Annotated in this window: 19 protein-coding genes and 1 tRNA gene; 9 read left to right on the forward strand and 11 right to left on the reverse strand. The window is 46.0% G+C overall.

Annotation, left to right across the window (positions count from 1 at the left end; all coding sequences use genetic code 11):
* From AC3A14_RS06930 to petJ, 4 genes are all read left to right on the forward strand, one after another.
* Positions 1-864 (forward strand): aspartate-semialdehyde dehydrogenase (locus AC3A14_RS06930; protein WP_487778946.1); only part of this gene is annotated, 864 nt, incomplete at its 5' end.
* Positions 865-915: 51 nt separating this feature from the next.
* Positions 916-1,800, forward strand: a complete 885-nt coding sequence (gene dapA, locus AC3A14_RS06935; protein WP_318698436.1) for a 4-hydroxy-tetrahydrodipicolinate synthase — start codon at positions 916-918, stop codon at positions 1,798-1,800.
* Positions 1,801-2,100: 300 nt separating this feature from the next.
* A complete protein-coding gene (locus AC3A14_RS06940; protein ID WP_318698435.1) occupies positions 2,101-3,918 on the forward strand; it encodes a ribonuclease J in 1,818 nt (605 codons plus the stop codon).
* 107 nt (positions 3,919-4,025) lie between these two features.
* On the forward strand, positions 4,026-4,358 hold the full coding sequence (gene petJ, locus AC3A14_RS06945; RefSeq protein WP_318720163.1) for a cytochrome c6 PetJ: 333 nt from the start codon (positions 4,026-4,028) through the stop codon (positions 4,356-4,358).
* A gap of 152 nt (positions 4,359-4,510) precedes the next feature.
* On the opposite strand, the gene AC3A14_RS06950 is transcribed toward petJ, so the two are convergent.
* From AC3A14_RS06950 to AC3A14_RS06965, 4 genes are all read right to left on the reverse strand, one after another.
* Positions 4,511-4,583: transfer RNA gene (locus tag AC3A14_RS06950), tRNA-Glu, on the reverse strand.
* A gap of 164 nt (positions 4,584-4,747) precedes the next feature.
* On the reverse strand, positions 4,748-4,993 hold the full coding sequence (locus AC3A14_RS06955) for a hypothetical protein (protein ID WP_318720164.1): 246 nt from the start codon (positions 4,991-4,993) through the stop codon (positions 4,748-4,750).
* A gap of 15 nt (positions 4,994-5,008) precedes the next feature.
* Entirely contained in the window at positions 5,009-6,484 is a 1,476-nt protein-coding gene (locus AC3A14_RS06960; protein ID WP_318720165.1) for a DUF4335 domain-containing protein, read from the reverse strand.
* The gene (locus tag AC3A14_RS06965) at positions 6,481-7,086 is read right to left on the reverse strand and encodes a DUF3038 domain-containing protein (protein ID WP_318698431.1); all 606 of its coding nucleotides are present in this window, start codon (positions 7,084-7,086) and stop codon (positions 6,481-6,483) included. The genes AC3A14_RS06960 and AC3A14_RS06965 overlap by 4 nt, the downstream gene beginning before the upstream one ends.
* A gap of 327 nt (positions 7,087-7,413) precedes the next feature.
* Here AC3A14_RS06965 and AC3A14_RS06970 point away from each other — a divergent pair, with 327 nt between their 5' ends.
* The 3 genes from AC3A14_RS06970 (at position 7,414) to AC3A14_RS06980 (ending at position 9,374) form a co-directional block, all read left to right on the forward strand.
* Positions 7,414-7,959, forward strand: coding sequence for an adenine phosphoribosyltransferase (locus AC3A14_RS06970; protein ID WP_318720166.1), 546 nt, complete (start codon positions 7,414-7,416; stop codon positions 7,957-7,959).
* A 73-nt stretch (positions 7,960-8,032) separates the two neighbouring features.
* A complete protein-coding gene (locus AC3A14_RS06975) occupies positions 8,033-9,061 on the forward strand; it encodes an ABC transporter permease (RefSeq protein WP_318720167.1) in 1,029 nt (342 codons plus the stop codon).
* A 22-nt stretch (positions 9,062-9,083) separates the two neighbouring features.
* The gene (locus tag AC3A14_RS06980) at positions 9,084-9,374 is read left to right on the forward strand and encodes a hypothetical protein (RefSeq protein ID WP_318701064.1); all 291 of its coding nucleotides are present in this window, start codon (positions 9,084-9,086) and stop codon (positions 9,372-9,374) included.
* On the opposite strand, the gene AC3A14_RS06985 is transcribed toward AC3A14_RS06980, so the two are convergent.
* From AC3A14_RS06985 to AC3A14_RS07000, 4 genes are all read right to left on the reverse strand, one after another.
* Positions 9,371-10,576 (reverse strand): glutathione S-transferase family protein, encoded by a 1,206-nt coding sequence (locus AC3A14_RS06985; protein WP_318722938.1) that lies wholly within the window; start codon positions 10,574-10,576, stop codon positions 9,371-9,373. The two genes, AC3A14_RS06980 and AC3A14_RS06985, sit on opposite strands and share 4 nt — an antisense overlap.
* 65 nt (positions 10,577-10,641) lie before the next feature.
* Positions 10,642-11,592, reverse strand: coding sequence for a formylglycine-generating enzyme family protein (locus AC3A14_RS06990; RefSeq protein ID WP_318722937.1), 951 nt, complete (start codon positions 11,590-11,592; stop codon positions 10,642-10,644).
* Positions 11,593-11,608: 16 nt separating this feature from the next.
* Positions 11,609-12,631 carry an adenosyl-hopene transferase HpnH gene (gene hpnH, locus AC3A14_RS06995; RefSeq protein WP_318701068.1) on the reverse strand — a complete coding sequence of 341 codons (1,023 nt, stop codon included), beginning with the start codon at positions 12,629-12,631 and terminating at the stop codon, positions 11,609-11,611.
* Positions 12,632-12,750: 119 nt separating this feature from the next.
* Positions 12,751-13,029 (reverse strand): DUF3493 domain-containing protein, encoded by a 279-nt coding sequence (locus AC3A14_RS07000; RefSeq protein WP_271944207.1) that lies wholly within the window; start codon positions 13,027-13,029, stop codon positions 12,751-12,753.
* A gap of 97 nt (positions 13,030-13,126) precedes the next feature.
* On the opposite strand from AC3A14_RS07000, the gene rnhA reads away from it, so the two are divergent.
* Positions 13,127-13,987 carry a ribonuclease HI gene (gene rnhA / locus AC3A14_RS07005; protein WP_271944209.1) on the forward strand — a complete coding sequence of 287 codons (861 nt, stop codon included), beginning with the start codon at positions 13,127-13,129 and terminating at the stop codon, positions 13,985-13,987.
* 77 nt (positions 13,988-14,064) lie between these two features.
* Here the strand turns inward: rnhA and AC3A14_RS07010 are convergent, their stop codons facing one another.
* Entirely contained in the window at positions 14,065-14,337 is a 273-nt protein-coding gene (locus tag AC3A14_RS07010; RefSeq protein WP_318701070.1) for a hypothetical protein, read from the reverse strand.
* 116 nt (positions 14,338-14,453) lie between these two features.
* Between AC3A14_RS07010 and AC3A14_RS07015 the strand changes: the two genes are divergently transcribed.
* On the forward strand, positions 14,454-15,383 hold the full coding sequence (locus tag AC3A14_RS07015; RefSeq protein WP_318722936.1) for an exopolyphosphatase: 930 nt from the start codon (positions 14,454-14,456) through the stop codon (positions 15,381-15,383).
* Between the two features lie 117 nt (positions 15,384-15,500).
* On the opposite strand, the gene AC3A14_RS07020 is transcribed toward AC3A14_RS07015, so the two are convergent.
* Together AC3A14_RS07020 and AC3A14_RS07025 are read right to left on the reverse strand one after the other, a co-directional pair.
* A complete protein-coding gene (locus AC3A14_RS07020; RefSeq protein ID WP_318720172.1) occupies positions 15,501-15,629 on the reverse strand; it encodes a hypothetical protein in 129 nt (42 codons plus the stop codon).
* Complete coding sequence (locus AC3A14_RS07025; protein WP_318701072.1) at positions 15,613-15,819, reverse strand: hypothetical protein; 207 nt, start codon at positions 15,817-15,819, stop codon at positions 15,613-15,615. The genes AC3A14_RS07020 and AC3A14_RS07025 overlap by 17 nt, the downstream gene beginning before the upstream one ends.
* Between the last annotated feature and the right edge of the window lie 187 nt (positions 15,820-16,006).

Here is a 16,006-nt window from a genome sequence, read left to right on the forward strand (position 1 = left end):
GAGGGATGTTTCGACCAAGTAGATGTGGTACTTGCCTCAGCCGGAGGTTCAACCTCCAAAACTTGGGCCCCGAAAGCGGTGGCAGCAGGTGCAGTGGTCATTGATAACTCCAGTGCCTTTCGCATGGTTCCTGAAGTCCCCTTAGTGGTTCCCGAGGTCAATCCCGAAGCGGCAGCAACCCATCAGGGAATTATTGCTAATCCCAATTGCACTACGATTTTAATGACGGTAGCCGTGTGGCCGTTGCATCAAGTGCAACCTGTAGAGAGAATCATCGCAGCGACCTATCAATCCGCTAGTGGTGCAGGTGCGCGGGCTATGGAAGAAGTGAAAATTCAAGCCCAGCAGATTCTTAATGGCCAAGATCCAAAACCCGAACTGTTTCCCTACCCCCTAGCTTTTAATCTGTTTCCCCACAATTCGCCCTTGAATGATGAAGGCTATTGTCAGGAAGAGATGAAGATGGTTAATGAAACCCGGAAAATCTTTTCAGCTCGAGATTTGCGAGTGTCCGCTACCTGCGTGCGCGTCCCCGTACTCAGAGCGCACTCAGAGGCCATTAACTTAGAATTTAAACAACCCTTCCCTGTGGAAAAAGCCAGAGAAGTATTGCAAACGGCTCCAGGGGTGAAACGGGTTGAAGATTGGATCGCCAATTATTTCCCCATGCCGATGGAAGCCACGGGTAAAGATGAGGTTTTAGTCGGTAGAATTCGTCAGGATTTATCCCATCCTTGTGGTCTAGAACTGTGGTTATGTGGGGATCAAATTCGTAAGGGAGCGGCTTTAAACGCAGTTCAAATTGCTGAACTGTTGGTGGAAAAAGATTGGGTTAAACCCCGTGAAGTGGCATTAAGTCAATAAAGTGAACCGAAAAATCATCAAGCGCATCAAAGAAAAAGGAGCATAAAAAGGGTGAGTAATTTTGGACGAGTGATCACAGCGATGATCGCGCCATTTTCGGCTGATGGTAGCGTTAATTATGAGGTGGCTGAAGAATTAGCCATTCATTTAATCAAAAACGGCAGTGATAGCCTCGTAATCTGTGGTACAACCGGGGAGTCGCCTACCTTAACCTGGGAGGAACAACATCAGTTATTCCAGGTGGTGAAACAAGCAGTAGCCGGTAGAGCTAAAGTAATTGCCGGGACAGGCTCGAATTCAACCTCAGAGGCAATTTCAGCGACTCAAAAAGCGATGGAGTGGGGATTAGATGGCTCATTGCAAGTGGTACCCTATTACAATAAACCTCCCGCAGAAGGACTGTATCAGCATTTCAAGGCGATTGCCAAAGCTTGCCCCGATATTTCTCTTTTGCTGTACAATATTCCTGGACGGACCGGGCAAAATATGCCCCCAGAAATCGTAGGCCGTTTAGCAGAAATTCCCAATATTGTTGGCATTAAAGAAGCCAGTGGGAAACTCGATCAAGTCAGTCTTATTCGCCAACTGGTTTCCCCTGAATTTGATATCTATTCTGGAGATGATTTCCTAACGTTACCCATGCTCTCGGTTGGTGGGCAAGGTGTGGTCAGTGTAGCCTCTCACCTAGTGGGTAAGGAATTACAAGAGATGATTCAGTGCTTTGAAATGGGAAAGACCCAACAAGCAACTGCAATTCATTTGAAACTTTTTCCCCTCTTTAAGGCTTTGTTTCTGACGACTAACCCAATTCCAATTAAAGCAGCACTGGCTCTTCAAGGATGGCCGGTTAACCAGTTACGTTTACCCTTGGTAGAAGCCCCAGACTCCGTTCAAGCAGAATTGAAAAATGTCTTGAATCAGTTGGGTTTAAACTGAGCCGTTTGGTCAGGAGTAGAGTTGAAAAATCGACCTAAAAACGGGAGGAAATCCCCATGATAAGCGCCCCATTGGTTAGGAAAAAAGTGATTGAAATGTCTCTTAGAGCGCAAAGCGCTAGGAAAAAGGCAAGAGCTTCTGGTACTCAAAGTGTGAACCTTTGATCCCGTACCTTAGCGCAGCGCATTTCATGTCCGCGACAGCATAAATTGCTGTCACTTGAATCACAGTTAAGGCTAAGTGCAACTGAACTTAGCCCATACATCTGTCACACTAATGTCACACTAAACTCGAAAAATTATGGTTAGAAAGAATCAAAAGTCTGCAATCAAAATTATTCCCCTGGGAGGTTTGCATGAAATTGGCAAAAACACCTGCGTCTTTGAGTATGAAGACGAAATTATATTACTCGATGCTGGATTAGCCTTTCCCACTGATGGGATGCATGGGGTCAACATTGTCTTGCCGGATATATCATATTTGCGGGAAAATCGCGATCGCATCAAAGGCATGATTGTCACCCACGGCCATGAAGACCATATTGGTGGTATTGCCTATCATCTGAAACAGTTTGACATTCCCGTGATTTACGGCCCCCGGTTAGCGATGGCCCTATTGGAAGGTAAACTCGAAGAAGCAGGAGTGAGCGATCGCACTGAGTTGAGAACCGTTGGTCCCAGAGACATGGTACGGGTAGGGAAAAACTTTGTCGTAGAATTTATCCGTAATACTCACTCCATGGCCGACAGCTTTACAGTTGCCATCCATACTCCCCTCGGTGTCATTATCCACTCTGGAGACTTCAAAATCGATCATACTCCTGTGGATGGAGAACTGTTTGACCTACAGAAACTGGCCGAACATGGGGAAAAAGGCGTATTGTGCCTCATGAGTGATTCCACGAACGCTGAAGTGCCCGGATTTACGGCATCAGAAAGTTCAACCATTCCCAACCTCGACCGGGTGTTTTCCCAAGCTGCAGGACGGATTTTAGTCACGACCTTTGCCTCCTCCGTGCATCGGGTGAATATTATCTTGCAACTGGCGCAAAAACATAATCGAGTGGTTTCAGTTTTAGGGCGCTCCATGCTGAATGTCATTGCCCATGCTCGCAACTTGGGATATGTAAAATGTCCCGATGAGCTGCTGCAACCCCTACATGCCATTCGCAACTTGCCAGATGAAAAAGTACTGATCCTGACTACTGGATCTCAGGGGGAACCCTTATCGGCATTAACTCGGATTGCTAAACAAGAACATCGACAAGTTAAAATTCGCCGGGGTGATACGGTGGTCTTCTCTGCTAACCCCATTCCGGGTAATACCATTGCCGTCGTGAACACCATTGACCAATTGATGAAACAAGGGGCGAATGTGGTCTATGGCAAAAATCAAGGTATTCATGTTTCCGGTCATGGCTGTCAAGAAGACCATAAGCTGATGTTAGCTTTAACTCGTCCGAAGTTCTTTATCCCGGTTCATGGGGAACACCGGATGTTGATTAAACACGGGCAAACGGCCAAAAGTATGGGCATTCCCGAAGAAAATATGGTGATTGTCGATAATGGCGATATGATTGAGCTGACCGAGAATTCCATTGAAATTGCCGGTAAAGTATCCTCTGGGGTGGCTTTGGTCGATAATGCGGGTATTCTCCATGAACAAGTTCTCAAAGAACGGCAACAGTTGGCCGAAGATGGGGTGATTACAGTAGCTGCTGGTGTGAATTGGGAAGGAAAATTAGCCAACTGTCCCATGGTGCATTTGCGGGGTGTGGTCACGTCTTTGAAACAACGGTATTTAGAGGATGCGATCGCCCAATCCATACAAACCACCTTAGATAATCGCTGGTCAGAGTTTGTGCGCTCTTTTGGCAAAGGACAGTTGGATGTCAGTTTCCATCGCTTGCAACAAGAGATCGAACACGATTTGAACCGACTTCTGAGAAGAGAATTACGGAGTAATCCGTTACTTGTCTTACTGATGCAAACCCCCGAAGATCCTCCTGGAGATCTCAAACCCCAAGAGAATGGTTCTAAAACTACTCCTCAAACTGATGGTGTACCCCTGAAAAATCGGCGTACCCGTCCCCGGCGATCGGCTCAAGTGGCTTCTTAAGCAAACGTAATCACCTGAAGCAAGAGGGGGTTTTACCAAACTCCCCTTTTGTCTTATAATGATACGGTTTATTCCCGATGCTGTTGGGTTTATTACTGGAGAACACTGTGAAAAAACTGCTATCTTGGATTATTGCGGCGATCGCAATCCTTTCCTTTTCTCTGTCCACACCTGCCCTCGCTGGTGATGCAGGGGCTGGCGCAGGCGTATTTTCTGCCAATTGTGCTGCTTGTCATGCGGGTGGAAAAAACTTGGTTAACCCTACTAAAACTTTGAGTAAAGCCGATTTAGAGAAATATGGAATGAATACTCTAGAGGCAATTGTTACTCAGGTAAGCAAGGGGAAAGCTGCTATGCCTCGTTTCTTGGGTAAATTGAATGACCAGCAAATTGAAGATGTGTCAGCTTATGTTTTAGAGCAAGCTGAAAAAGGCTGGTAACCACTCCCAACAGGGTGTTGATTGAGATCGCATCCTGTTTTTAGAAACTCATTAAAAGAATACATCAATCAGTTTTAGTCTATAACTTGTTTTTAAACACTTATAGGAGTTGAGAAACTAGCTCCTCAACTCCTATAAGTGTTTAATTAATATACCCCCAAGGGAATTCGAATCCCTGTCGCCTCCGTGAAAGGGAGGTGTCCTAGGCCTCTAGACGATGGGGGCTTGATTTACTCACCTTAATTATCTTAACTAAGGTTTTTCGATATGTCAACCCTCAGTAAAAACTTTTTTGAGAATTCGTGAAGATGGGGGGGAAACTGGGGATACAGGGACATGGAAATGAATAATTAGCCCTCTTCTGTCACTTGAAACAAAAATTCTTCTCTTCAGACAAAAGTAAAATGGTCACCCATGAAGATCATTTGACCTTGACGGAAGAAAAAACTCGCTTCTCTGCCAACAGTAGAAGTAAAAATGTAGACTTGGTGACTGGCGACACTATTGTAATACTCTTCCAAGCGCCCATAAGCCTTTAGCCATGTAAGCATCTCCTCTTCTGTAAACCCCTGGAGATACTCTCTAACTGCTTCTCGTTGCCCAACTAGATCGATTAAGTGGAAGTTGTTAGCCATACCAACATCATGGACTCAGTTGACCCCATAATATCCCCGCCAAGGACTCACCTGTAAAATGCCCTCCGGAGTAAACACCACCTTAAACTGGGCTAAAGATTCGTCAGAACTTTCTGGCTCTTCAGAACGGCTGTTTTGGGTGACCTCTAATAAACTCGGTAGAGGAGTCCGATCTAAATAATCAAATGCCGCTTGATTCAGGGCTTCATAATCAGCAATCTCACCGTCTGGTTGCACAGCTACTCGATAATTGAGTTCTATGGGGAAATCGGCTTCCCGAATCCGCACCCGATCGATTTGGTTATAGAGTTCCTGATTCAAATTTTCTAGTAAAAACGGATCGGTAATTTCCGGGCCTAAACTTTGAGATCCGGGCGGAAAGCCATTCCAAGGACTGACCTCAACTACCCCTTTTTGGCGAAAGACAACCTTAAACTCAGCAATCGACTCCGCTTCTGCTCCTCCTTCATCGGTCGGAATATAAGCTAACTCTAACAAGGGAGTCAGTTGGTCATCTTGGGGAATCATACCCTCATCTGTCCCTCGATATCCCAAAATTGCCCCATCTTGCCCTACGGCCACTCGATAGGTTAAATCTCTTTCTAGATCTTCGCGACTTTGCCAAGCCCGGTCAATATCTTCATGCAATCTTCGATTTAAAGTCCCGATTTCTGTTGCATCGGTAATTGAGGGTTGGCGTTCGACTAAAGTATCGATATCTTCAATCGTCGGCCGTGAAGAAGTCCGCCCAGTAGTTAAAGGATTAGCGGTAGTCGAGTCGGAAACCGTCAGGGCTGCCTCTCCATTAGGTTCTCGATCGCTTCGATCGGTATTTGGGGAAGGAGAGGGAGGTTCACCGGAGTCTTCAGACTCGGAGGCACCATGGGGTTCGACTTCCTCCAGGGTCTCCGGCCGTTCAATGTTGGGTACGGGCATCATCAGAAATAAGCCAGCTACAACCGCCAAACCGACGACTCCTAGGGCAGCGGGAGCAGCTCGTTGAGGTCCTGGAATAGTGGCTTGTACATAGCGCTTAGGAGTAGGAGCTAGAGACCAGGAAAGGCTCGGCAAGGTTTGGGTATCGGCAAAAAATTGATCGACGGCTTCTACTAGGTCAAAGAGTTGGACATCACTTAATTTAACTTCTGGAGGGTTGGGAGAGGTCGCAGCCGGATCGGGAGTATTCGTATTAATGCACAGGCGATGGTAATGGCCGTTGAGTTTTTCTAAGTGTATCCATTTTGGCCCGGGAAGATGCTCTTGGGGATAGGACACCCCACTGAGGACTTCTTGGGCATAGTGGCTAACTGCCCACACAAGGCTTTCAAAAAATTCTTTTCCCCCAGTTAATTTTACTCCAGCAATTTGGCATTCCACATTACTTAACATAGAAAGGGGCTGAAAATCTAAGGAACTGCCCTCATTAGCCTCACTCCATCCCCAAAGGGTTAAATTGCAGTTGGGTAAATTGTATTGACGTTCGATACTCATACCACTTCTCCATCAAATAGGCTAATCCACAATCGTTGCATTCCTTTGGTTCCGGTACAAAATAGGAGTTGGCTTAGTAGGGATATACCGAGTTCATTTAAGGCTCGATCGTTTTGGTATGGGGTGAGGGCAGAGCGTTGGAGGTTCATGCGCGAGCGGAAATGGGCCCGGAAGCGATCGAGGTATTCGGAGAGCCGAAAATGGTGTTCTACGGAAAGGTGTCTTTCTTGCAGTTGCTCGTAGGCAACGAGCAGTTGACGGATGAGGACCGTGCGTTTGCGGGCGAGGGTAGCGGCGATCGCCACCAATGCCTTAGCTTCTTCTATACTCAGAGAACGACGCATATGGGCACGGCGAAAGGGATTAGTGCTGCGTAAGCGCCATAGGCTAACACGATTTTGAATGATCTCTTGAAGTTGGAGGGTTTTGGAGGCAGCGAGCATAGCTTCTGATCCCCCTAAATCTAGAGCTTCGAGAGCTAGTAGAATCAGATCGAGATGCCAGCGAGTACGACGGGGACATTCTGGGGAATTGAGAGGGGGATCGACCAAGTTCTCCAGAATTAAGGGAGTGGTATTGAGAGGTGGACTGTTGGTTTGCATAATGTTCTCAAGAAACATTCAAATCGTGTTAGATACTGCCCTTGTGGTGAACTGTTCAACTTCAAGGACGCACGATCAGGATCTCTGATGACGAATGAACTGGGTAAAAGAGGACAGGGGTTAATCAGACCATCAAAGGGGAACACGATCGCTAATACTCATATGAGTCAATCTGGGATGCTAAGTGTATATTACCGGATCGCTCACCCTTTGTTCTAGATTAACCTTTAGAGGCGATCGCTGTCTTCTCCCTTGTTCTAGGAATCAGGTAGGATTGGGAAGCATCGGTTCTGATAACCTGATAATCACAGAAATAGTATTTAGATCATGGATATTCAAGAGATTCGGACTCTGATTCGGGATATTCCCGATTTTCCTAAACCGGGGATTTTGTTTCGCGATATTACCACGCTGTTGAAGCACCCCGAAGGGTTTCGCTCAACGATTGATTTATTGGCTCAACGCTGTGGTGAACTCTCGCCGGACTACATCCTGGGAATGGAGTCACGGGGATTTATCTTTGGCACAGCAGTGGCGTATCAATTGAATTGTGGTTTTATTCCAGTCCGCAAGCCGAAAAAGCTACCCGCTCCGGTTTATCAAGTCAGTTACGATCTCGAATATGGTCAAGATCAGTTGGAGATGCATCAAGATGCCCTGCAAGGGGGCGATAATACTCCGCATCGCTGTCGCGATCGCGTCGTCATCGTTGATGATTTAATTGCTACTGGGGGAACCGCGCAAGCCACTGCAAAACTGGTAGAGCAAGCCGGAGCAGTCTTAGCCGGATTTGTCTTTGTGATTGAATTAGAAGCTCTCGAAGGACGCAAACACCTCCCCAATGTCCCAATTTCTAGCTTAATCCAATACTAATTGGGTAATAGGGAATAGGGAATAGGAGATCTCCCCATCCCCCCATCTCCCGATCTCCCTATCTCCCCATCCCATGAACTCTACCCTTTCCTACAATCTCCGGGGACTTTTTGGTAATGAAGTCTTCCTCTACATCAGCAAACGGGTATTACAAGGCTTAATCACCCTTTTATTAGCCTCTGCCTTAAGCTTTACCATTATTCAACTTGCCCCTGGCAACTATATCGATACCCTGCGCCAAAATCCCCAAATTTCCCCCGAAACCCTGGAACAACTCTCCCAACAATTTGGCTTAGATAAACCCGCCTATCAGCAGTATTTTCGCTGGATTTGGAGTATTCTTAGATACGGAGATTTTGGTCAGAGTTTTGTCTATCAGCGCTCTGTTGCCTCCTTGCTCTGGGAGCGCATGGCTAATACCCTATTGTTAGCCATTATATCTCTGGTGATTAACTGGGCGATCGCCCTTCCATTAGGTATTGTCGCTGCCCTCAAACAAAATACCAAACTCGATCAAAGTCTGCGAGTTCTCAGCTACATTGGCCAAGGATTTCCCAGCTTTATTACCGCCCTTGCTTTGCTCTTTTTTGCCCAAAGTGTTTCCCCTCTTTTACCCGTTGGAGACATGACGAGCATCTATTTTTCTGACTTAACTTTAGTGGGCAAAATTCTTGATATTGGTTGGCATATGATCTTACCCGTATTAGCCCTCAGTATTACCGGATTTGCTGGACTCCAGCGCCTCACCAGAGGACAATTTTTAGACGTTTTGCGCCAAGATTATATCCGCACTGCCCGCGCCAAAGGCTTACCGGAAAATCGCGTTATTTATGTTCATGCGCTCCGCAACGCCATTAATCCTCTGATCACTCTTTTAGGTTTTGAATTTGCCACCTTATTAAGTGGTTCTTTTATCACCGAATTTTTCTTTAACTGGCCGGGTTTAGGGCGCTTAATTCTCAGTGCTGTCCAATCCCAGGATTTGTACTTAATTATGGCCAGTCTGATGATGGGGGCAGTGATGCTCATTATTGGCAATTTAATTGCCGATCTGATGTTAAAGTTTGCCGATCCTCGCATTCGTTTAGAAGATCTCAAATAAATTATCCATCCTATGAATGCCTATGGCCTTTCAAACCTATTATCTGATTCGCTCTCAAAATGACGGTCAATATATCACGGCTCGTTTAGGAGATCAAAACTATCTGTTACTCTTCCAACAAGATTTTGAAGCCTACAGTTATCTCAATACCCATGCCCCCGATGTTGCCCATCAATTTGCCGTTGAATCGTTAGTTAGTTCCCAGCTAAACGCTCTACTCAATCGATGGGGCTATCGGGGCATTGGATTAGTTCAAGATCCCTTAATTCCTAGGGTAGAATTTATGGCACGAGAGTCTTCTATTGACGGTTAGCTTGTGGGGTTGAATTGAGTCGGGTCTTGATCTCGACGATCGCGCACCGAAAGGGGAGTCCCTTCGCCATCACCCACTAGCGCTGCGGTACTTTCTAAGGCTTCCCGTAACCGTTTAGCGGCATAAATCGACATATCCCTCGGAACACTAATGCGATCGCGCAAATAACGTAACCCGATATCCGATCCGGATGGTGGGGGACACTTCTCTCCCTTAATCAAGTAGGTTAAAGCACAACGCAGCGCTTCATCAAACAGGCGATCGTCGGCGGGATTCACTTGAATAATATTCTGACGATGCTTCAGCACTCGGTGAAGAGCTTCTTCACGGGAGGTTTCCGGCTCTGGATAGGTTACATCTGGCAATCCCAACCAAGGGCCACTATCCACCCGTTTCTGATTCTCCTGAGTTTCCAGTTCCTCATTGGGGTAACAACCGCCCATTTGTGGGGGTAAGTCATGGGCATGGGTGTGAAAATCGCTTTGGGTTCCTCGGTAGGTAGGGCGAGTTTCCATGGCATCAAACCAGTTGGAAAAATGGGGATTTTCCTTGCGCAGACCATACCCTTTGTAGTAGTACAAACTCGCGTTCATCCGCTCAACATAGGGTGTGAAAATGATATCTACTGTGCCAAAATCCTCGAGGAAATAGGGGCCAGGCATACGGCTCAGAGCCTGTTCTACGTCGGCAACTACGCTAATAAATTTTTCTTTGTGCCGTTGGTCGTCACGGGGCGATCGCCTCGGATAGCACAGCCAACTACACCAGGCCCGAAACAGTAACCGCTCTAGTCTACGCAGGGGAATCACCTGGGAATCCTCTATCCCTGCACCGTTTAGGGGGCCAAATGCCTGTTCTAAGGCGACTAAAATATCATCACTTTCGGTAATCAATTGGCCGTCCAACTCGATCGCCGGAAGCATTCCCGATCGCACTTTTTCTTTATACCACTGTTCTTTTTTGCCGTAGCAGAACATGGTCACCTTGCGGATACGATAAGGAATCTGTTTTTCCTCTAGCCATAACCATACCTTTTGGCAATAGGGACACCAAGCATGATGATCTCGATAGAGTGTAACCCGCACATCCGATTCCGAGTGACCAAATAGGCGTAAATTGGATTGGGCATTGGTCGGGCCATTGACTCGATCGATCGTAAAATGAGTGAGCGATTCTAGTTCTGTCCAGGTTAAGACACTCATGGGCGGATGATAAAAATAACAGGAAGGGTAATCCTATTCAATATAGCGCTGTTGTTTGTCAGCGATCAGAGACCCACGACCCGCACACCAATAGTATTGAGCCTAACTTCTGGTTTCGCTTCCATCGTATTACTACTCGACTCAGGTTGAACTTGGATGCTATTTTTGAACCCAAGCCATGACCATAGACGCGGCCATCTATTCTTTTTAAATTCTTGTTTAATGCCATAACTGGCATAATACAGTGGAGAAGAGCGACGATGGGCACTTCGACAAGCCCAAGGATAAATCATCCAAGACCCCCCACGTATGACGCGATCGCTACCCTTGGTGGGACAATCGAGATTGTTATCAAGATCATTATCATGCCAGATCTCGCTACACCACTCCCATAGGTTTCCATGCATATCGTACAACCCCCATCCATTGGCAGGAAAACTGCCGACGGGTAAGGTTTTATAAAGACATTGACCCTTGGGAGCTTCCCCGTAACTATAGCTGGCATCATAATTAGCCAGCTCGGCAGTCAGGGTTTCACCGCAATGAAATGGGGTCACTGTTCCTGCACGACAAGCATATTCCCATTCAGCTTCGGACGGTAAGCGATAGGATTTTCCAGTGTATTGGCACAGTCGGGCGCAAAATTCCTGACACTCTAACCAGGAAATATTTTCTACAGGTCGGTTTTCTCCTTTGAAACTGGAAGGATTCGGGTTGAGGGAGCGATGTATTGGGGGAAAGGAGGCTACCCGAAACCATTGGGCCTGGGTGACTTGAAATTTACTGATGTAGAATGGGGGGAGGCTGACGGAGTGCTGGAGTTTTTCCTGGTATCCCATGAGAAAGGTTCCACCCGCGATCGCCACCATATCCAAAAAGATGCCTTCTCCCAAATCTTCTCGGTAATACTTTGCGTGCCGAGTTTCCCGCTCAATAATTTCTCCCCGATGGTTCACCGTAACAGTTTCAAACTCAAATAAAGACAGTTGAGGTTCTCCCAATGACCCATTCCCCATGACCAGGACGTAGAACTTACCGGGCCATACCAAAGAGAGAACCAAAAGAGCGGCCCATATTCTTTGGATCTAAAGCATCAACGGCAGCAGTAGGCTCATAGCCACAATGTACCATGCAATCAGCACATTTCGGATTGCCACTGCGGTGACCATATCGGTCCCAATCCGTATTATTCAGTAATTCTTGGAAGCTTTGATAATAGCCTTCATTAAGCAAATAACAGGGCTTTTGCCAACCTAAAACGCTATAGCTGGGACTTCCCCAAGGGGTACAGTCATAGTCTTTTTCACCCAGGAGAAAATCTAAAAATAGGGGATTATGGTTAAAATTCCAAGCTTTTTGACCGGCTTTGAACGGAGCGAGAATTTCCCGAAATAGCGCTCTCGTTTGTTCCCGTTTCAGGAAATGGTCTCGATCGGGGGCCCAGGCATAACTATAACCGGGAGAAATCATCATCCCATCAATGTTTAAGGTGGCGAGAAAGTCAAAGAATTTTTGTATCTCTTGGGGGTCAGCACCCTCAAAGACTGTGGTGTTTGTCGTGACGCGAAATCCTTTAGCTTTAGCAGCACGAATGGCTTGTAAAGCTATATCAAACACGCCTTCACGGTCTACACAGCGATCGTGTTGTTCCTGTAAGCCATCAAGGTGAATGCTCAAGGTTAAATAGGGGGAGGGCTGAAACCGGTTTAAATATTTCTCCAGTAATAATCCATTGGTGCATAAATAAATAAACTTTCTGCGCTCAATTAATCCCTTGACAATTTCCACAATTTGTGGGTGCAAGAGGGGTTCTCCTCCAGGAATGGAAACTACGGGCGCACCACATTCTTCGACAGCAGCAAAGCATTCTTCTGGGGTAAGATGTTGTTTGAGAATTTCTTTAGGATGCTGTATTTTTCCACATCCGGAACAGGCTAAATTGCACCGAAATAGGGGTTCAAGCATTAAGACTAGGGGAAATTTTTTCCGTCCTAATAGTCTTTGAGTGACTAAATATTTGCCGACTTCAATGGCTTGTTGCAGGGCAATGGCCATAATCGCTCCTCTTACGGTAACGGGTTATCTGGGGATTTAGTATAGTTGAAAGTTCCTGATTTCTGCAATTTTCCTATTACCCATTACCCATTCCCCATTACCTATTACCGCGCGAAGCGCTATATTTTTCGATTTTCTAGACGAAAGAGCCATACCATGAGGGCAACTACACCAATTTGTAGAGCTAGGTTGCCTAAAGTGGTGCTGAGATCTTCTCCTGAAGCGAGTTTAGCGAGGAAAATGAAGGCTCCGATTAAACCGGATGTGGCAAAGGTGGCGTAAATAAATTGACGTAATCCCCGATAAGGTGCTTTGGCTTCAGCTTTGAGGCGAGCATATTTTTCTGGACTCAGGGAAGATTTGCGGCTGCTTTTGGATCGAGGAGAATCGGACGGCATGGGTTTTGACGCTAAAAAGTCTGGGAAAATTCTACCATGGAGATGGCTTAGGGCCAGGAAAACCAGAGTATAGTAGAAAGTCTAGGTTTAAATCGAGATGTTTGAACAATTAATGGAATCTGAACGTAAAGTTAAGAGTGTTTACACCGATGGAGCGTGTTTAGGAAATCCCGGACCAGGAGGATGGGCTGTACTGGTCAATTTTACGGATGGCTCCATTTATGAAATGGGGGGATCGGAGGCGGATACGACGAATAACCGGATGGAGTTGCAGGGAGCGATCGCCGGATTAAGGTTAGTGGTGGCTTCGGGACAAACCGAAGCTGTGACAGTATTTACGGATAGTGACTATGTGCGTAAGGGAATTACCCAATGGATTCGAGGCTGGAAAAATAAAGGCTGGAAAACGTCCCAAGGGAAACCCGTACAAAATCAGGATTTGTGGGAAAGTTTAGATCAGTTAAATTCTAAGATGGTGTTGTGGGAATATGTGCCAGCTCATACTGGCGATCGCGATAATGAACGTTGTGATGAGATCGCTAAAGCCTTTGCCACAGGTCGCTCTCCCGCCTTAAAACAAGCTTTAGAAACCCAAAAGCGATCGAGTCTTTCCCCCCTAAATGGGCAGAACGCGCTACAATCCACGGATGTTGCTTTAAACGGTAGCATGACAGATGTAAATGCCCCTTCCAATCCTACGTCCTCCGAAAACACGGAGAATTTACCCCGTGATGTACGGGTTGGACAACTGCGAAACCTAATCGAAACCTTACGCATTGCTGACGAAATTGCCAGTCACGCTTATTTAATTACTAGCTCGGAGTTGGCAGACTTAATGGATGTCAACGCTAGTGCGGTTACCAGTCGCGGCGATCACTGGGTTTGGCGAAACTGGGTGGTTTCCAGGGTTCGACGTGAGGGAAATCAAATCCTATGGCAACTTGAGAGAGTGGATTAGATTCTGAGGCCATGTCTCAATGAAGATGCCCTTGACAAGGGGCCTCCAGCCCCTTGCCTCCCCTCTGTCGTATCCCCCTAACCCCTTATCCCCCCATCCGGCGGTGAGTCAACTACTTCGTAGCTCGTAACATCGATTGCATCAATGGCTTCCGTGGGTTCCGATGAGACGGTTTCTGGTTGAGGAATCTGCTTTTGAGTCCATTGACGTACTTGCTCAAAATTAGAGGCAATAGCCAATAGCCCCCCCGCAACAATAAAGACAGGAAGGGGAACCGATAGTGCTTTGAGCTGTTGAAAGATTTCAGCTAACACTAATAGAAGAACAAAACAGCTAATCCAGAGTCTCATGGGTTTCTGATTGGGTTGATAGCACAGCTATTGACTATACTATACTCGACTATACTTGATGATTATCCCAGAGTCCCTGGTGGATGAAAGCTTGTTGTTGAATGAAGAGGTTGATCATGGTTGATGCACAATACCGGTTAGTTACTCGCAGTGATTTTGATGGGTTGGTCTGTGGGGTTCTCCTCAAAGAGCTAAATTTGATTGATGAGATTAAGTTTGTCCATCCTAAAGATATGCAGGATGGCAAAGTCGAGATTAGCGATCGCGATATTACCACCAATTTACCCTATGTTCCAGGAGCGCACTTGGTTTTCGATCACCATTTGAGTGAAACCATACGCAATACCTCTAAACCGGAGAATTATATTATCGATCCCGATGCCCCTTCGGCCTCACGAGTGGTCTATAACTATTATGGCGGAAAAGACAAGTTTACTGATATTTCTGAAGAGATGATGACGGCAGTGGATAAAGCCGACTCTGCCCAGTTTTCTGCCGAGGAAATTCTCGATCCTACCGATTGGGTTCTGCTCAATTTTATCATGGATGCCCGCACCGGTTTAGGCAGATTTAAGGAGTTTAGAATCTCCAATTATCAATTGATGATGGAGTTAATTGATTATTGTAAATCCCATACTATTGAGGAAATTTTAGCCCTGCCCGATGTGCAAGAGCGCGTCAACCTGTACCAACATCAGCAGGAACAATTTAAGCAACAATTAAAACGTTGTTCCCAAGCTTATGGTAAATTAGTAGCGATCGATTTGCGTAAAGAAGAAACCATTTATGCCGGAAATCGATTTATGATTTATGCCCAGCATCCTGACTGTAATATTTCCATGCATATTATGTGGGGATTGAAACAGCAAAATACAGTATTTGCGGTGGGTAAATCCATTCTGAATAAAACCTCTACAGTCAATATTGGCGAGTTGATGCTACAACATGGAGGGGGAGGCCATGCGAATGCTGGGACTTGTCAAATTGATAATGATAAGGCAGAACAAATCAAGACCGAATTGATTGATAAACTTCAGAATACCTAATATCACATCCGAATAATCAGTTACAGTATGTCATTGCGAAGGTCGCGCCAGCGGAATGAAGCAATCGCAAAATCTCCCAATCTTGGCGATTGCTTCCCTGCCGTCGCAATGACAATTCTAACCCAAAATTTCCCTTTCGGTCGGTCTAAATATTTCTAAAGCGGCTTTATGTTGAGGGGCTTTCGTATTAGCAACATAGGCGAGAATGTTGGTATCCAGATAAATGCGTTTAGACTCTGTTGCCATAAAGCATCGTCCGATTAAAGGGCTGGAGGATTTCGCTATCAAAAAGTAACGGAGTTGGATCAAACTGCGATCGCGTTTCTTTGGTTGATGGTTGCTGCTGTTGATTGAGGGTTTTAAATGTCTCTATCATCACAGCAATTTGCTGAATTTGCTCCGGTGTGAGTCCAGTCGTATCAAGAGTTTGAGTCATATTAGAATCGGGAACTAGGATTTGCCTATATTTTAGCTGTTTCAGAAACCGGGTTTCTATCAAAATCTCTGGTTTGTAGCTGAAATTGTCGCAGAAACCCGGTTTCTTAAATCTCCTCTAACCAGGTTTCAATAGCAGATAACAGATTGAGTTGATTCGGCGGAAAGCCTTTTAACGGCGGGTCTAG

The sequence above is a fragment of the Roseofilum sp. genome (assembly GCF_982964205.1).